Annotated in this window: 15 protein-coding genes; 10 read left to right on the top strand and 5 right to left on the bottom strand. The window is 71.2% G+C overall.

Annotated features, from left to right (window positions below; genetic code table 11):
- Window positions 1-1478, top strand: a 1478-nt coding sequence (locus tag AC1DXK_RS21670; RefSeq protein ID WP_477299027.1) for an SbcC/MukB-like Walker B domain-containing protein, incomplete at its 5' end; no start/stop codon positions are given.
- A gap of 71 nt (window positions 1479-1549) precedes the next feature.
- Here the strand turns inward: AC1DXK_RS21670 and AC1DXK_RS21665 are convergent.
- Window positions 1550-1765 (bottom strand): hypothetical protein, encoded by a 216-nt coding sequence (locus AC1DXK_RS21665; RefSeq protein ID WP_457106062.1) that lies wholly within the window; start codon window positions 1763-1765, stop codon window positions 1550-1552.
- Window positions 1766-2179: 414 nt separating this feature from the next.
- Between AC1DXK_RS21665 and AC1DXK_RS21660 the strand changes: the two genes are divergently transcribed.
- Genes AC1DXK_RS21660 through AC1DXK_RS21650 form a run of 3 tightly spaced genes read left to right on the top strand, consistent with a single transcriptional unit; the run spans window position 2180 to window position 4350 of the window.
- Window positions 2180-3310: a S1C family serine protease gene (locus AC1DXK_RS21660; RefSeq protein ID WP_457106061.1), complete on the top strand. Its 1131-nt coding sequence runs from the start codon at window positions 2180-2182 to the stop codon at window positions 3308-3310.
- A complete protein-coding gene (locus AC1DXK_RS21655; RefSeq protein ID WP_457106060.1) occupies window positions 3307-3558 on the top strand; it encodes a hypothetical protein in 252 nt (83 codons plus the stop codon). Before AC1DXK_RS21660 ends, AC1DXK_RS21655 begins: the two co-directional genes overlap by 4 nt.
- A gap of 3 nt (window positions 3559-3561) precedes the next feature.
- Window positions 3562-4350 carry a J domain-containing protein gene (locus AC1DXK_RS21650; protein ID WP_457106059.1) on the top strand — a complete coding sequence of 263 codons (789 nt, stop codon included), beginning with the start codon at window positions 3562-3564 and terminating at the stop codon, window positions 4348-4350.
- 116 nt (window positions 4351-4466) lie between these two features.
- On the opposite strand, the gene AC1DXK_RS21645 is transcribed toward AC1DXK_RS21650, so the two are convergent.
- Entirely contained in the window at window positions 4467-5942 is a 1476-nt protein-coding gene (locus tag AC1DXK_RS21645; protein ID WP_457106058.1) for a serine hydrolase, read from the bottom strand.
- 298 nt (window positions 5943-6240) lie between these two features.
- Between AC1DXK_RS21645 and AC1DXK_RS21640 the strand changes: the two genes are divergently transcribed.
- The 5 genes from AC1DXK_RS21640 (at window position 6241) to AC1DXK_RS21620 (ending at window position 11441) form a co-directional block, all read left to right on the top strand.
- A complete protein-coding gene (locus tag AC1DXK_RS21640; RefSeq protein WP_457106057.1) occupies window positions 6241-6585 on the top strand; it encodes a phasin family protein in 345 nt (114 codons plus the stop codon).
- A 201-nt stretch (window positions 6586-6786) separates the two neighbouring features.
- Entirely contained in the window at window positions 6787-7173 is a 387-nt protein-coding gene (gene clpS / locus AC1DXK_RS21635; protein ID WP_457106119.1) for an ATP-dependent Clp protease adapter ClpS, read from the top strand.
- A 37-nt stretch (window positions 7174-7210) separates the two neighbouring features.
- Complete coding sequence (clpA, locus tag AC1DXK_RS21630) at window positions 7211-9700, top strand: ATP-dependent Clp protease ATP-binding subunit ClpA (RefSeq protein ID WP_457106056.1); 2490 nt, start codon at window positions 7211-7213, stop codon at window positions 9698-9700.
- Between the two features lie 91 nt (window positions 9701-9791).
- Window positions 9792-10079: a hypothetical protein gene (locus tag AC1DXK_RS21625; RefSeq protein WP_457106055.1), complete on the top strand. Its 288-nt coding sequence runs from the start codon at window positions 9792-9794 to the stop codon at window positions 10077-10079.
- A 63-nt stretch (window positions 10080-10142) separates the two neighbouring features.
- Window positions 10143-11441 (top strand): flavin monoamine oxidase family protein, encoded by a 1299-nt coding sequence (locus AC1DXK_RS21620; protein WP_457106054.1) that lies wholly within the window; start codon window positions 10143-10145, stop codon window positions 11439-11441.
- A gap of 61 nt (window positions 11442-11502) precedes the next feature.
- On the opposite strand, the gene AC1DXK_RS21615 is transcribed toward AC1DXK_RS21620, so the two are convergent.
- From AC1DXK_RS21615 to egtB, 3 genes are read right to left on the bottom strand one after another with little or no spacing between them, the layout of a single operon-like run.
- Window positions 11503-12546, bottom strand: a complete 1044-nt coding sequence (locus tag AC1DXK_RS21615; RefSeq protein ID WP_457106053.1) for an adenylate/guanylate cyclase domain-containing protein — start codon at window positions 12544-12546, stop codon at window positions 11503-11505.
- 25 nt (window positions 12547-12571) lie between these two features.
- Window positions 12572-13546 (bottom strand): L-histidine N(alpha)-methyltransferase, encoded by a 975-nt coding sequence (egtD, locus tag AC1DXK_RS21610; RefSeq protein ID WP_457106052.1) that lies wholly within the window; start codon window positions 13544-13546, stop codon window positions 12572-12574.
- 18 nt (window positions 13547-13564) lie between these two features.
- Window positions 13565-14833 (bottom strand): ergothioneine biosynthesis protein EgtB, encoded by a 1269-nt coding sequence (egtB, locus tag AC1DXK_RS21605; RefSeq protein WP_457106051.1) that lies wholly within the window; start codon window positions 14831-14833, stop codon window positions 13565-13567.
- 266 nt (window positions 14834-15099) lie between these two features.
- Here egtB and murI point away from each other — a divergent pair, with 266 nt between their 5' ends.
- On the top strand, window positions 15100-15975 hold the full coding sequence (gene murI / locus AC1DXK_RS21600; protein WP_457106050.1) for a glutamate racemase: 876 nt from the start codon (window positions 15100-15102) through the stop codon (window positions 15973-15975).
- Window positions 15976-15980: the final 5 nt, after the last annotated feature.

The raw sequence follows: 15980 nt of genomic DNA, 5'->3' as shown, positions 1-15980 counted from the left end.
AGGCCGCCCGGACGGCCGCTGCGGTCCGGGCGCGCATCGCCCGCGGCCTCGACGACGTGGAGGCCCTGCGGGCCGAACTCGACGGGTTGGACGGACGGCGGCGCACCCTCCAGACCGAGCGCGAGGGCATCGAGAAGCGCGACACCGCCGGGCTCGCCGCCGAGATCGCCGCGCTGACCACCGAGCGGGTCGGTTACCTGCGGGAACTCGCGGAGGAACTGGAACCCAAGCTCGACCGGCTGCTCGCCGACGAGGCGGCGTTGCGCGCCCGGATGGGGCCGATGCGCGAGGCCGTCCGCGCCGCCCTGGCGGCCCGCCGCGCGGCCCTGCGCCAGCTGAGTGCGGGCGACGCCGCGCGGGTGCGCCTCGCCCGCTCCGAAGCGTTCGACCTCGGCGTGGTCGCGCAGGCGCGGCGGGATCTCGCGGGCCTCGACGTCAAGGCGGCCGGATCCCGGGTCACCGCCGAGCGCGGCCTCGCCCGGGACGCCGCGGAGGCCGCCCGCTCGCACGGGCGGATCGCCGAGCGGGAACTGGCCGAAGCCTGCGCCGCGTGGCGGGTGGAGAACCCCCTCGCGGCCGGCGGCGACGCCCCGGCGATCGACGGCTTCGCCTGGGTGCGGCGGGAATACGAGGCCGTCGAAGGGCACGAACTCCGCCGCTACCGGGCGCAGGCCGAGCGGGCCGAGGTCGAGATGCGCCGGCTCATGACCGAGGACCTCCTGACGCGCCTCGCCGACCGGTTCGAGCGGGTCCATGCCCGGCTCGCGGCCCTCAACGAGCGGCTCTCGGCGCGCAGCTTCACCGGCCAGACCTACGCGTTCGAGGCGGCGGTGGACCGCCGCTACGCCGCCGTCCACGCGCTCGCCACCGAGACGGCCCGCTCCCCCGAGGCCGCGCAGGCCCTGCTCGCCGGGGAGGCCGAAGGGCCGATGGCGGCGGCCTTGGAGGAGATCACCGCGCTCATCGCCGGCCAGGAGGACGCGGCGCGGCTGGCCGATTACCGCAACTACTTCGTGTACGAGATCGGCATGCGCGACCGGGCGGGCAACCGCACCACCATGTCGGCGCGGGCGCTGCGCGGCTCGGGGGGCGAGGCCCAGGCGCCGTTCTACGTGGCGATCGCCGCGTCGCTGGCCAGCGCCTACTACCCGGGCGACCGGCCGGGCGACGAGAATCCGGGGCTCGGCCTGTGCCTCCTCGACGAGGCGTTCTCGAAGCTCGATGTCCGCAACAGCCAGGCGCTGGTCGATCTCTACCGGGCCTGGGGGCTCCAGCTGCTGATCGCCGCGCCGGAGGACAAGCGCACGACGCTCACCGAGGTGATGGACACCATCGTCACGGTCTACAAGAGCCCGGATCTCACCTCGGTCCGGATCGAGGCCGAGCACCCCCTCGAGGCCGCCCGGCGGGCGCTGCACGCGATCAATCCCGATCAGGTCGGGATCGAGGGCTTCCGCCAGTCGGATGCCGCGGAGTGACCCCGCGGGGTACCGGGGCGGGACTTCCCGCCGCCATCCCCGGTATCCCCGTTCTTCGGGTCGGCTGAGGGTCAGTTCAGGTAGGTGCGGATCCAGTTCGGCGAGAGGATCTCGCCCTCTTCGGTGATGATCCAGGGCTGCTTGGCCGGGTCGGACAGGGCGCCGGCCGCTGCGGCGATCGCCTCGCGCAGGGTGTCGTAGCGCTCGGGCTGCGCGAGCGGGGTGCTCGCCGAGGCCGTGCGCCAGATCGTCAGATCCGCGGGCCGTTCCAGAGCTTCGGTTTCCATGGGTACTCGTCCTTCCGAACCGTTTTGGACCGTTCAGATCGCCGCCGCCGGGCTCAATCCAGGAGCGGCGGGGATCGATGGTCTGAGCGTCAATGCAAGCATCTCTGCGGCGACTTTGCGATCAATTCGGGCGGTCTTCGAAGCCAGCGCCCGGTGCCGAGGCACGTGGGAAGGCGCTGTCCGGTTTTCCAGGTCCGTATTGAGTACGTCTACGCCACCGTAGACTTGCGAGAATTGTGGCTCTCGAATGATGACCATTCCGTTAGCCAGTCTGCGCCGGCCGCCGACGTGCGGCAGAACACGTCAGGGACCGATCGGCGGCGGCGCCTCTCCGTGTTGACGCCCCGATCCTGAACGCGCACTTAAGGCTCCGCCCGACGAGGGCATGCCTTCGGCCTTCTTTCGGAGTCACCCGTGCCGGATCGTACCGTGCGCATCGTGCTCGCCGCGGTCCTGGTCCTGCTGGCGCTCTACGTGGCCCAGCCCTACCTGCAGCCGCTGCTCTACTCGGCGGACACCCCGCGGGCGGTGACGGCCCGGGGCGACCTCGCCCAGTCCGAGGCCGCGACCATCGCGCTGTTCGAGCGGGCGAGCCCGTCCGTCGTTCACGTTTTCGCGCAGGGCGCCGCGCAGAACCGCGATCTGCTCGATCTCGACGATCAGGGGAGCGAGCAGGGCGGCACGCAGACCGGCACCGGGTTCGTCTGGGACGGCGCCGGCCACATCGTCACCAACACCCACGTGGTCCAGAACGCCGCGCAGAGCGGCGGATCCGTCTCCGTCCGGATGAGCGACGGCACGGTGGTCTCGGCGAGCCTCGTGGGACTGGCGCCGTCCTACGACCTCGCGGTCCTGCAGCTCGGTCGGGTGACGCACATGCCGCCGCCGCTGGCCATCGGCACCTCGGCCGACCTCAAGGTCGGGCAGTCGGCCTTCGCCATCGGCAACCCGTTCGGCCTGGACCACACGCTCACAACCGGCGTGATCAGCGCCGTGCGGCGGCGCATGCCGACCAGCGAGGGGCGCGAACTGTCCGGCGTCATCCAGACGGATGCGGCGATCAACCCCGGCAATTCCGGCGGCCCCCTGCTCGACTCCGCGGGCCGGCTGATCGGCGTGAACACCGCGATCGTCTCGCCGTCCGGCGCCAGCGCCGGCATCGGCTTCGCGATCCCCGTCGACGTGGTCAACCGGATCGTGCCGGAGCTGATCAAGGCCGGCCGGGTCCGCAACCCCGGCATCGGCATCATCGCCGCCCAGGAGGCGGCCACGGCGCGCCTCGGCATCGACGGCGTGGTGATCGTGCGGGTGGTGCCCGGTTCCCCGGCCGCCCAGGCCGGCCTGCGCGGCGTCGATCCGCAGACCGGCGACATCGGCGACGTGATCGTCGAGGCCAACGGTCGTCCGGTCCACCGCTTGGCCGATCTGACGGCGGCCCTCGAAGAGGCGGGCCTCGGCACCGGCATGACCCTGAAGATCGCGCGCGACGGCCGGATCCGGCAGGTCCGGGTCACGACCGCGGATGTCGCGGAGAACCGCCGATGACGCGCGTCGCCCTCCTCGCCCTCCTCGTCCCGCTCGCTGCCGGCCCGGCGCAGGCCGCCGAGCAGCCTGCCCGCGCGCGCCTCTGTCCGGAGAATCTGCCCGAGGGCGTGCGCCTGCCGCCGCAACCCGGCTGCGATGCCGGCGCCCGCCCGCCGACGCCGCGCCGGCCGGGCGTCTTCGACCTGGGCGACGGGACGCGCATCCGGATTGGCGGAAGCGCCTCCGCGACCTACGGCGTGCGGCGCTGAGCGATGGCGCTGTTTGCCGGCCTGCTCGCCTGCCTGACCCTGTGGTGGCTGTCGAAGAACAGCGGCGGCCTCGGCCGGAAGCTCAGGCGCGGCCTCGGTGCGGGCTTCGGCGCCGCGCTCGGGCGGAAACGGCTGCCGACCTTCGGTGCGTTCGCCCTGATCGCGGCCGGGTTCCTGATGCTCCACGGGAACCTCGTTCTCGCGGCACTGCTCGGGCTCAGCGGCGTCTGGATGATCGAGGGACAGGCCTCGATGACGGCGCGCCTGCGCCGCCTCATCCGGCCGGGATCCGGCGGGCATCCCCGTGATCCCCAAGATTCCCACGATCCCCAAGATTCCCAGGATCGCCGCTTCCGCACGATCCTGATCGACGCCCTCCTGCGCCCCGACGGCAGCCTGCGCACCGGCCGGATCATCGCCGGGCCGGGCGCGGGGGCGTGGCTCGACACCATGCCCACCGGGGCCGTGGTCGAGCTGCTGCGGGTCTGCCGCCTGCGCGACGCTGCGGGCGCCGCCCTGCTAGAGCCGTATCTCGACCGCCGGGCGCCCGGATGGCGTGTAGACGCTGAGGGCGATCGCGACCCGCGGCCGCGCCGTCCGCCGAACCCAGGGGCGATGACGCAGGAGGAGGCGTACCAGGTCCTGGGGCTTCAGCGCGGGGCGACCGCTGAGGAGATCCGGTCGGCCCACCGGTCTCTGATGAAGCGGGCTCACCCCGACCAGGGGGGCAGCGCCGAGCGGGCGGCGCGCGTCAACGCGGCCCGGGACAGGCTTCTGAACCGACATCGCTGAACTCCACGCGCGTTGTCAGAGAGATACCGATCGTCGGCCGCGGGCGAACGCCGCCGCAGCCGTCCTGAGCCGGCGCGCGGGCGCGCCGGACGGTCTTGAGCAGGGCCGCGGGCGGCTCAGCTCCGGGTCGCGAAGCAGTTGAAGCCGCTGCGCTTGAGGGCCGAGCAGGCTTCCTGGGCCGAATCCTGCTCGGCGAAGCCCGAGAAGCGGGCGCGGAACAGCGTCGTGCCGCCGTGCTCGACCTTGACCGTGTAGGGGGCGGCCTTCGACAGGCTGCCGCCGACCTTGGCGCGGGCCTCCGAGAGCATCGAGCGGGCCTTGGTCTCGTCGTCCATGGCGCCGAGCTGGATCACCCAGGCGGTGGGCACGACGCGGGCGCCGGACACCGCCTTCGGCGGCTCGTCGCGCTCCAGCGACGCCACCCGGGCCGTCGACTTGGACGCGCCCGGGAACGGCGGCTGGGCGCCGCTGGCGCCGGCATAGGCCTGGGCGGCCTTCGGGATTCCCTGGGGGCCGGGCTTCCAGGTGCCGCCCGGCGTCGTGGTCTTGGCGGGGGCGAGGTCGAGGGGCTCGCCGGTGGTGCCGGTGGTCTCGACGTCCTCGTCGTCCGCGGAGGCGACCTGCGTGCGGGTCCGCGAGACCGCGTCGGCGACCACCGCCGGACGGGCGCGCTCGGCCACCTCGGTGACGGGCGCCGAGATCCGGGCGCCGGCATAGGCCTGCGGCAGGCTGGCGCGGACGAGGTCTGCCATGATCCGGTCGCGGCTCGCGCCGGACTTACCGCCCAGCACGATCGCCACGATCTGCCGGCCCTCGGACTTCGCCGCGGTCATCAGGTTGAAGCCGGAATCCCGGGTGTAGCCGGTCTTGATGCCGTCGACGCCCTGGACGTTGCCCAGCAGGTGATTGTGGTTGCCGATCACCCGACCGCGAAACGCGAAGGACCGGGTCTGGAAGTAGCGATAGTAGTGCGGGAAGCGGTCCTGGATCGCCCGGGCGAGCACGGTCAGGTCGCGGGCGGTGGTGAGCTGGTCCGGGTCCGGCAGGCCCGAGGCGTTGGCGTAGTGTGTCCGGCTCATGCCGAGGGCATGGGCCTTCGCGGTCATCATCTGGGCGAAGCGCTCCTCGGAGCCGGCGATGTTCTCGCCGATGGCGCAGGCCACGTCGTTCGCCGACTTGGTCACGATCGCCTTGATGGCGTCCTCGACCGCGATGGTCTGGCCGGGGCGCAGGCCGAGCTTCGACGGCGCCTGGGCGGCGGCGTGGGCCGAGATGGTCAGCTCGGAATCGAGGGCGAACTTGCCCCGCTCCATCTGCTCGAACAGCATGTAGAGCGTCATCACCTTCGTGATGGAGGCTGGATGGCGGAGGGCGTCCTCGTTGACCGCGTGCAGGGTCTTCCCGCTCTTCACGTCCACGACCATCGCGGCGTAGGGCGGATTGTAGCCGCCGCTTGCCCGGGCATGGCCGTGGCCGTGGTGCCGTCCGCGACGGGCCTCGGCCGGCGAGGCCAGGGCCGTCAGGACCGCGGCGGCCAGCATCGCGGCCGGGAGCGCTGGAATCGTCCGGGAGCGGCCTACTACGCTACGCATCACGCCTGATTGCCTCGCGAGACCGGATCTCGCCGGTCGTGTCCTCTGCGTGGGCGTCACGCCGATCGCGTGGCCCCGCTGCATCAGTGGAGAGTTAGGCAGGTGCAGTTACAGGCCCGTTAATGCCGTCGCATCGAATGCCGGAACGTGTCGGTCCGGCGGTCGCTTATCGGCCGTCGTCGACGGCCCTTGCCGGCGAAAGCTTGACGCTGGCGGCGGTGGCGCACACTCTCCGGCCGGATCCGAGGACGCCGGTCGCCCGTGGCCGGCTGGTCGGGCGGCGGTCCGGAGTACGGCGATGCAGAGACCCACGGCCTTCCCCTCGTACCCGGGCTTCCCCGGTTTCGGGACGCCGCTGCGGCGCTTCGGAAACGCGACCCGGGCGACCCAGACCCTCGGGATCGAGTGGCTCGACGCGGCCAAGAAGGCCGCGGACGATCTACGAGCAACCTGGGCGGCGCTCGCGGCGGCCCGCAGCCCGGCCGAAGTCCTGGCCATCCAGACCGCGTATCTCCACCGGGCCGGCGAGCGGATCGCGGCTCGCTCGGCCCTGGCCGGCAACACGGTGCTGGCCCTGGCCGGCGACCTTCTGCCGTCGAAGAGGCCCTCGGGGGAGGCGGCCGGTTCCGGACACGCGCATTAGTGTCCCGGTACCCGCACGGGCGACGCGCCTGCGGGGCGGACAAGTGCGCACAGGCGTCTGGCGAAGTCGGCTCACCGTCTGTAGATTAGCCACCGTGGAGCTGAGCGCTGCTCCCGACAGGCCAGGACAGAATCGGCCGTCAGGGCCGGCGACGCCCGCTCCAATCAAGGGATCGGTTCGACGCACATGACACAGGTCCCCATGCAGGGCACCGCGAGTTCGACGAAGGGGCATTGGCCGGCGCGCTTCGCGGTCACGGCATCCGGTTCGCGCGCCCCCGGGGGTGACGACCGGTCCAACACCGCGATCATCACCCGCACGAAGCCGCGGACCAAGCGGCCGAGCCTGTACCGGGTACTCCTTCTGAACGACGATTATACGCCGATGGAGTTCGTGGTCCTGGTGGTCGAGCGGTTCTTCAACAAGAGCCACGAGGACGCCTACCACATCATGATGCACGTGCATCAGAACGGGGTCGGCGAGTGCGGCGTCTTCACCTACGAGGTGGCGGAGACCAAGGTGACGCAGGTCATGGACTTCGCGCGCAAACACCAACATCCTCTCCAGTGCGTTATGGAAAAGAAATAGGCGCCGCTCGCGGTAGGCACCCACACAGAGGCCCGCTTTGCCAAGCTTCTCACGCAGCCTAGAACAAGCTCTCCACCGCGCCCTGGCGCTCGCGGGAGAGCGCCGGCACGAATACGCGACGCTGGAGCACCTCCTGCTCGCCCTCGTGGACGATCAGGATGCGGCCGCGGTCATGCGCGCCTGCAACGTCGAGATCGACACGCTCAAGCGCAGCTTGGTCGATTACGTCGATACGGAACTCTCCAACCTCACCGGCGACGGACGGCAGGACGCCAAGCCGACGGCGGGATTCCAGCGCGTGATCCAGCGCGCTGTGATCCACGTCCAGTCCTCCGGCCGCGAGGAGGTCACGGGGGCCAACGTGCTGGTGGCGATCTTCGCCGAGCGCGAGAGCCACGCCGCCTACTTCCTGCAGGAGCAGGACATGACCCGCTACGACGCGGTCAACTACATCAGCCACGGCATCGCCAAGCGGCCGGGCGCCTCCGAGGCGAAGCCCGTGCGCGGCGCCGAGGACGAGGGCGCGGCCGAGCGCCCGAGCGACGAGGGCGATCCCCGCGGCGGCGCGAAGAAGAAGGGCGATGCGCTCGACGCCTACTGCGTCAACCTCAACAAGAAGGCGCGCGACGGCAAGATCGACCCGCTGATCGGCCGCGAGAGCGAGGTCCAGCGGACGATCCAGGTCCTCTGCCGCCGGCAGAAGAACAACCCGCTGCTCGTGGGCGATCCCGGTGTCGGTAAGACCGCGATCGCCGAGGGTCTGGCGCGCAAGATCATCCAGCACGAGGTGCCGGAGGTCCTGGCCGACGCGACCGTGTTCTCCCTCGACATGGGCACGCTGCTCGCCGGCACCCGCTACCGGGGCGACTTCGAGGAGCGCCTCAAGCAGGTGATGAAGGAGATCGAGGCGCATCCGAACGCCATCATGTTCATCGACGAGATCCATACGGTGATCGGCGCCGGTGCGACCTCGGGCGGGGCCATGGACGCGTCGAACCTGCTGAAGCCCGCTCTGGCCTCCGGCACCCTGCGCTGCATCGGCTCGACCACCTACAAGGAGTACCGCCAGTACTTCGAGAAGGACCGCGCCCTCGTGCGCCGGTTCCAGAAGATCGACGTCAACGAGCCGTCGATCCCGGACACGATCGAGATCGTCAAGGGCCTGCGGCCGTACTTCGAGGAGTTCCACAAGCTCAAGTACACGACCGAGGCCGTGAAGGCCGCGGTGGAGCTGTCGGCCCGCTACATCAACGACCGCAAGCTGCCCGACAAGGCGATCGACGTGATCGACGAGACCGGCGCCTCGCAGATGCTGGTGCCGGAGGCGCGCCGCAAGCGCACCATCGGCATCAAGGAGATCGAGGCGACCATCGCCACGATGGCCCGGATCCCGCCGAAGACCGTCTCCAAGGACGACGCGGTGGTGCTCCAGCACCTGACCGAGAACCTGAAGCGCGTGGTCTACGGTCAGCCGAACGCCATCGAGGCCCTGACCTCGGCGATCAAGCTGGCGCGGGCCGGCCTGCGCGACCCGGACAAGCCGATCGGCTCGTACCTGTTCGCCGGCCCGACCGGCGTCGGCAAGACCGAGGCCGCCAAGCAGCTCGCCTCGTCCCTCGGCGTCGAGATGCTGCGCTTCGACATGTCGGAATACATGGAGCGCCACACGGTGAGCCGCCTGATCGGCGCGCCCCCCGGCTACGTGGGCTTCGACCAGGGCGGCTTGCTCACCGACGGGATCGACCAGCACCCGCACTGCGTGCTCCTGCTCGACGAGATCGAGAAGGCGCATCCGGACCTGTTCAACATCCTGCTGCAGGTGATGGACCACGGGAAGCTCACCGACCACAACGGCAAGCAGGTCGATTTCCGCAACGTCATCATCATCATGACCACCAACGCGGGCGCCTCGGACCTGGCGAAGTCGGCCTACGGCTTCACCCAGACGAAGCGCACGGGCGACGACGTCGAGGCGATCAACAAGCTGTTCGCGCCGGAATTCCGCAACCGCCTCGACGCGATCATCTCCTTCGGCCATCTCCCGAAGGACGTGGTGGCGAAGGTGGTGGACAAGTTCGTCCTCCAGCTCGAGGCGCAGCTCGCCGACCGCAACGTCACGATCGAGCTCTCGGACGAGGCGCGCGAGTGGCTGGTCGAGCACGGCTACGACGACGCGATGGGCGCGCGCCCGATGGCCCGGCTGATCCAGTCGACCATCAAGACGCCGCTCGCCGACGAGGTGCTGTTCGGTAAGCTGAAGGATGGCGGTGCGGTCCGGGTGGTCGTGCGCAAGCCGGAGGATGCCGAGGCCAAGGCCGGTGCGAAGGACAGCCTGGGCTTCGACTTCCCGGCCGGCCCGGTCACGCCGAAGCCCGAGAAGGACGTGACCAACGCCGCCAAGCGCCACAAGCGCGCGAAGCCCCGCACCGCGGCGCGGAAGAAGACGCCGAAGGACAACAAGGGCGGTGGCGGCAGCTCGGGTGGCGGCATCCGGACCGTGCCGAAGGTGCCACTCGTGCGCGCCTAATGGTGTGCACGCCGGCCGGTGGCCTTCCGGAGGAGGGTTCGCCGGTCTATGACCGCCGCGACGCGAATGCGCCGCGGCGAGGAGGCGCCCGATGACTGACAATCTGCACGAGGGACCTCTGTCCCCCGTCGCGCAGCCGGCGGCGCCCCCCAAGAAGCTCACCCGGCGCGAGGAGCGCCGGCGCCGGCGCCAGCGGCGTCGACGCGGCGAGGAGGTGCTTGCCTGGGTGCTCGTGCCGCTGATCTGCGTGGGCATCTATCTGGGCATCAGCGCGGGCTTCGACTTCTTCGGCACCTCGCCGGGTCAGGTCTGGGACCAACTGATGCAGGTCAAGGCCATGATGGAGAAGCGCTCGGCCAGCCAGGGCGCGCGCGGATAGCGCGTCGCCCCGCTCTGCGCGCGGGGGGCGACGCCCTCCGGGACGGATCCGAGCGGGCGCGCCATGACACCGACCCGACGCACCATCCTCGCTTCGATGGTTCTGGCGGCCCCGGCGATCCGGGCGCGCGCCCGGGGCGGATCCGTGGTGATCGTTGGTGCCGGCGCGGCCGGGCTCGCGGCCGCCTCGACCCTGCGGGCGGCCGGGCAGAGCTTCACCCTCGTCGAGGCGCGGGACCGGATCGGCGGACGTGCCTTCACCGACAGGACCCTCGGCCCCGATTGCCCCTTCGATGCCGGGGCCGAGTATATCCATTGGGCCGAGCGCAATCCCTGGGCGCCCATCGCCCGGGCGTCCGCGGCCCCTATCGCCCGCGAGGACGGGTGGGCGCGCCAACTCGTCATCGATGGCAGGGCCGCCAGCGCGGCCGAGACGGCGGCGCGCCGCGCCGGCTTCTCCGGGCTCGACGCGCTCCTCGTCCCGAAGGGCGGCGATACCTCCCTGGCGGACGCGGCCCGGGTCGGCGGCCCGGACGCGGTCCAGGCTGCGGCGGGCCTGAGCCGTCTGTCCCTCGGCGAGGATCCCGAGCGGGTGTCGGCCGTCGATTACGATCGCCTCTGGTCCGGCTCCGATCTGTGGGTCGACGGCTACGGCGATCTGGTGGCGCGGCATTTCGGGGATCTGCCGGTGAGCCTCGGCTGTCCGGTGCAGGCGATCGACTGGTCGGGCCGCGAGGTCCGGGTCGAGACGCGGCGCGGTCCCCTCGCGGCGGCGGCCGTGATCGTCACGGTTCCGGTGGGCGTGCTGAGAGCCGGAACGCTCACGTTCACGCCGGCACTTCCGGACCCGACCCGGACGGCGCTCGACGGTCTGCGGATGGGCGCCTACACCAAGATCGGCCTGCGCCTCGATCCCGCGCGGCTCGACACGGCCGCGCTGGGCGACGCCGTCTCGGTGGCCACCGGCGGCCCGACGATCTACTTCGAGATGAAGCCCTTCGGCCGTCCGCTGGCGGTGGCCAATCTCGGCGGCGATCTGGCGCGGGATCTGTGCCGGGCGGGTGAAGCCGCCGCCGTGGCGCTGGCCACCGAGCGCCTCGCCGCGATCTTGGGGGCGGACGCCCGGGAGGCCGTCGTGGCCGGACGGCTGGCGGGCTGGTGGACGGATCCGCAGGCGCAGGGATCGTACTCCATCGTGGCCCCCGGCCATGCGGAATCCCGCGACCGCCTGCGCGAACCGGTGGGTGGGCGTGTCTTCTTCGCCGGGGAAGCTCTGGCCGGCGGCGGGGCCATGACGGTCGGCGGGGCGACGCTCGACGGCGCGCGTGCCGCGCGGGCAGTGTTGACGGCCCTCGGCCTCTGACGCGAAGCGGCTTGCGGCACCGCGACGCCGTCAGGAACCGCCTTCGGCGCGCCTCGCTCCCTCACCCGGGCGGCGTCGGCGGTCCCGCGGCCGCACGGTGCCGGATCGCCGCGACCGCCAGGGGCTCCGCGCGTCCGCGCAGGCTATGGGCGCCGAGTGCCTCCGCGGTCAGGTCGTCGGGCAGCGGGCCGATCCGGGCGAGGAGATCGGCCGACACGAGGACATGGACCCCCAGGGTCTTCGACAGGGCCTCCAGCCGCGCCGTGGTGTTCACGACGTCGCCGAAATACGCGATCTTGTGGCGTTCGAGGCCGATCTCGGCGGTCACCACTGGGCCGCAATGGAGCGCCGCGCGGAATTCCGGCACCTGCCCGAAGCGGGCGCGCCAGCTGTCCGCGTCGTCGGCGAGACGCGCGGCGAACTCGAACACGCAGCGCAGGCAGGCCGCGTCGCGCAGGCCCCGATCCATGGTCCAGGTCACCAGCGCCAGATCGCCGATGTAATCGTCGATCGAGCCGCGGGCGCGCGCCACCGGGAGCGCCAGGGCGTTGAAGACCTGGCCGAGATAGGCCTGGGCGGCCCGGTCTCCGTAGCGGTCGGCGAAACGCGTGGACCCGGTCACGTCGAGGAACAGGAAGATCCGTTCCTCGCTGATCGGCCGGTGGTAGCGCCCGATCAGCAGGTTGGCGAACACGCTGGGACCGATCAGGTCGCGGACCCGGAACACGAACACCATCAGGGCCGAGATCGCGAGGGCGTAGAGCAGGCCGGATTGCGACATCAGCATCGCGTTCCGCTCGCTGTACATGAAGCGGAACAGCTGGTTCAGCACCGTGCTGGCGACCGCGTTCCCGGCCACGATGAACGCGATGTAGAGGGCGACCGTGGCGATCAGGAACAGCGGCGTCGCGAGGGCGCGGATGCGGTCGCGCAGGTCGGGCATCAGGAGCCGGCGCTCGTAGAGCAGGATCGGCGTGCCGATGATCGCACCGCGGATCGCCGTGCCGGTCAGCGGCCCAACTGCGAAGATCGCCCCGTAGAGCACCCCCGACAGCGCCCCCAGGCCGGGCGCCACCAGGAAGAACCAGAGCGGGCCGGCACGCATGCGGCGTCTCCCGCCAGGCGGTCCCCTAATCCAACCGGAGGGCGTGGACGGAGAAAAGCTGCTCCGGGTCCGTCCAGACCTTCAGCCACGTCCAGCCCGCCCGCTCGGTGAGCGCCCGGAAGGTCGCGACCGTGTACTTGTAGCTGCTCTCGGTATGGATGGTCTCGCCCGCCGCGAAGGCGAAGGTGTCGGAGCCGATCCGCACGGCCTGCGCGTCCCGGGCGACGAGGTGCATCTCGATCCGCGAGGCGTCGGTGTTGAACACCGCCCGATGGCTGAAGGCCTCGGGCTCGAAGCGGCCGGCCAGCTCGCGGTTGATCCGGGTGAGGAGGTTGAGGTTGAAGGCGGCCGTGACGCCCTGCGCGTCGTCGTAGGCGGTCTCCAGGATCGCCGCGTCCTTCACGAGGTCGACGCCGACGATCATGTGCGCGCCCGGCCCCAGGATCCGCCCGAACCGGTGCAGAAGCTCCTGGGCCTCGTGGGGATCGAAATTGCCGATGGTCGACCCCGGGAAGAAGCCGGCGCGGGGCAGGCCGTCGAGGCTTCCGGGCAGGTCGAAGTCGCGGGTGAAATCGGCCACCACCGGCTCGACCCGCAGGTCCGGGAAGTCACCGCGCAGGCCCGCCGCCTGTCCGCGCAGGAACTCGCCCGAGACGTCCACCGGCACGTAGGCGGCCAGCGTGTCGAGATGGCCGAGCAGGCGGCGGAGCTTGACCGTCGAGCCGCTGCCGAACTCCACGAGGGCCGCATGGGGCGGCAGCAGAGCCGCGATCTCCGGGCCGCTGGACTCGAGGATGCCGATCTCCGTGCGGGTCGGATAATATTCCGGCAGTTGCGTGATCGCCTCGAAGAGTGCGGATCCGGCCGCGTCGTAGAAGTATTTCGGCGAGAGCGCCTTCTGGGGTTTCGTCAGACCGGCCCGGACGTCGTCGAGGAAGGTCAGGGGCGTCGTTTCGAGGGCAACCGGCGTCGCCTCGGCGAAGGTGGGCTTGATGGTCAAGGTCGGCTCCGGGGCGCGTCAGGCGGCATCGGCGAGGCGCAGGCCCGTGAACTGCCAGCGCTGGTGCGGGTAGAAGAAGTTGCGATACGGCAGGCGGGCATGGCCCTCTGACGTCGCCACCGATGAGCCGCGCAGCACGAACTGGTTGGCCATGAACTTGCCGTTGTACTCGCCGAGCGCCCCCGCGAGCGGTCGGTAGCCCGGATAGGCCACGTAGGCGCTGCGCGTCCATTGCCAGACGAGGCCGAAGGCATCCGGCAGGCCGCCGTCCCGGGCTGCGACCTCCCACTCGAACTCGGTGGGCAGGAAGCGGCCGGCCCAGCGGGCATAGGCATCGGCCTCGTAGTAGCTGATGTGGGTTACGGGCGCGTCGAGATCCACGGGGCGCTCGCCCGCGAGCGTCATGGTCGCCCAGGCCTTCCCCTCGCGTCGCCAGTAGCCGGGAGCCTCCCAGCCCTCCCCCGGGCCGGCGTACCAGCCGTCCGAGAGCCACAGCTCCGGCTTGGCGTAGCCGCCGTCCTCCATGAAGGCGAGCCACTGGCGATTGGTCACCAGAGCCCGGTCGATGCGGCCGGCCGGGATCAGCGTCTCGTGGCGCGGCGACTCGTTGTCGAACGAGAACCCCTCCCCCGCATGCCCGATCCAGGCGATCTGCCGATCGAGCTGGACCTGACCGGACTGCGCCGCCGCGCGCGGGAAGCGCCAGGACGGATCGTAGGCGGGGTTCAGCGGGTTCTGCGCGAAAGCGTGCAGGATGTCGGTGAGGAGGAGTTCCTGGTGCTGCTGCTCGTGGTAGAGCCCGATCTCCAGGATCGGCAGCAGCGCCTCGAGGGCACGCTCGGAGGCCTGACCCAGCAGGGCCTCGACGGCGCGGTCGACATGGGCGCGGTAGGCCGCGACTTCCGCCATGGTCGGGCGGGTGATCATGCCCCGCTGGATGCGCGGCTGCCGGGGGCCGGCCGCCACATAGTACGAGTTGAACAGGTAGTGCAGCCGCGCGTCGTAGATGGCGTAGCCCGGCAGGTGCTCGCGCAGCAGGAACTGCTCGAAGAACCACGTGACGTGAGCCCGGTGCCACTTGGTCGGACTGGCATCGGCCATGGACTGGACCTGCTGGTCCTCCGGCGAGAGCGGCGCGGCGCGGCGTTCGGTCTCGCTCCGGACCTGCCGGAAGGCGGCGATCCAGGCGGCGCGGTCGATCGGCCGAGCGGTCACGGGCGGTGGCGGAAACGCCGGTGCTCCGGACTCGCGCGTTTCGTGCGGTCGCAGTGCGGCCGTCGCTGCCATGGCGATCTTCCCCTGTCTCGGGCATCCGCGAGAACCGTCTCCTCGATTCCCGCCTTGGTCGCAGAAGATATGATCTGGCCGGGCTCCGACAACCTCCGCTGCTGCGGAGGCCGGTCGGCGCGACGACGCAGGGTTCGGTTCGCCGCGCCGACGCGGCGATTAACGGAACGGGTTGGGGATCGCGGGTCTTTCTTGTGCCGCAGTGAGACCGCCTTAACCCTCCACCCCGAGATTTTGGGACGCTCTATGAGGAGTCTTGGGTTCTGATGCGGATCGATCTGATGGCCGGGGCCAGCCTGTCCGCCGCGGCGCTGCGCGCCGCCGCCGAGCCGACCATCCTGGTGTTCGACTCCGGACTCGGCGGCCTGACCGTCCTCGACGCCGTGCGACGCGCCCGCCCGGATGCCCGCTACGTCTATGTCGGCGACGATGCCGCCTTTCCCTATGGCCGGCTCGGCGAGGCGACCCTCATTGCCCGCGTCCTCGTCGTGATGGAGCGTCTGATCGCGATCCACCGGCCCGACCTCGTGGTGATCGCCTGCAACACCGCCTCGACGCTGGTGCTTCCGGCCCTGCGCCAGCGCTTCACAACGCCCTTCGTGGGGGTCGTGCCGCCGATCAAGCCGGCGGCCGAAGCGACGCGCTCCCGCCTCGTGACGCTCCTGGCGACGCCGGGCACCGTGGCGCGCTCCTACACGCGCGACCTGATCGCGACTTATGCCGGCGCCTGCGCGGTGACGTTGGTCGGCTCGCAGAACCTCGCCGGTTTCGCGGAAGCCGAACTCGCCGGCACACCCGTTGACGACGATGTCCTGGTCGCCGAGATCGCCCCCTGCTTCGTGACCGAGGCGGACGGACGGCGCACCGACGTGGTCTGCCTCGCCTGCACCCACTACCCGTTGTTGCTGCCCCGCCTCGAGGCCGCGGCTCCCTGGCCGGTAACCTGGATCGATCCGGCCCCGGCCATCGCCCGGCGCGTCGTGCAACTGATCGGCCCCGCGCCCCGTGCGGCGGACCGGCACGGCGCCGCGCTCGGCGCCTTCACGGCCGGCTCCTGCCTCACCGATGCCCTGCGGACAGCCCTCGCGGGCCGCGGGATCGGCGAGGTCGCCGTCGAGCCGATCCCGCTGCCGATGCAGTAGCCCGC

The sequence above is a fragment of the Methylobacterium sp. P3_A11 genome (assembly GCF_056403155.1).
Note: the sequence above shows the minus strand (reverse complement) of the source record. Positions and strands in the feature narration are given on the sequence as shown.

Bases quoted from the DNA above. Each gene is read 5' to 3' on its own strand.
- egtB (WP_457106051.1), bottom strand. From the start codon at position 14,833: ATGGCAGCGACGGCCGCACTGCGACCGCACGAAACGCGCGAGTCCGGA.
- AC1DXK_RS21655 (WP_457106060.1), top strand. From the start codon at position 3,307: ATGACGCGCGTCGCCCTCCTCGCCCTCCTCGTCCCGCTCGCTGCCGGC.
- AC1DXK_RS21665 (WP_457106062.1), bottom strand. From the start codon at position 1,765: ATGGAAACCGAAGCTCTGGAACGGCCCGCGGATCTGACGATCTGGCGC.
- AC1DXK_RS21650 (WP_457106059.1), top strand. From the start codon at position 3,562: ATGGCGCTGTTTGCCGGCCTGCTCGCCTGCCTGACCCTGTGGTGGCTG.
- AC1DXK_RS21640 (WP_457106057.1), top strand. From the start codon at position 6,241: ATGCAGAGACCCACGGCCTTCCCCTCGTACCCGGGCTTCCCCGGTTTC.
- AC1DXK_RS21620 (WP_457106054.1), top strand. From the start codon at position 10,143: ATGACACCGACCCGACGCACCATCCTCGCTTCGATGGTTCTGGCGGCC.
- murI (WP_457106050.1), top strand. From the start codon at position 15,100: ATGCGGATCGATCTGATGGCCGGGGCCAGCCTGTCCGCCGCGGCGCTG.
- AC1DXK_RS21615 (WP_457106053.1), bottom strand. From the start codon at position 12,546: ATGCGTGCCGGCCCGCTCTGGTTCTTCCTGGTGGCGCCCGGCCTGGGG.
- AC1DXK_RS21625 (WP_457106055.1), top strand. From the start codon at position 9,792: ATGACTGACAATCTGCACGAGGGACCTCTGTCCCCCGTCGCGCAGCCG.
- AC1DXK_RS21645 (WP_457106058.1), bottom strand. From the start codon at position 5,942: ATGCGTAGCGTAGTAGGCCGCTCCCGGACGATTCCAGCGCTCCCGGCC.
- clpS (WP_457106119.1), top strand. From the start codon at position 6,787: ATGCAGGGCACCGCGAGTTCGACGAAGGGGCATTGGCCGGCGCGCTTC.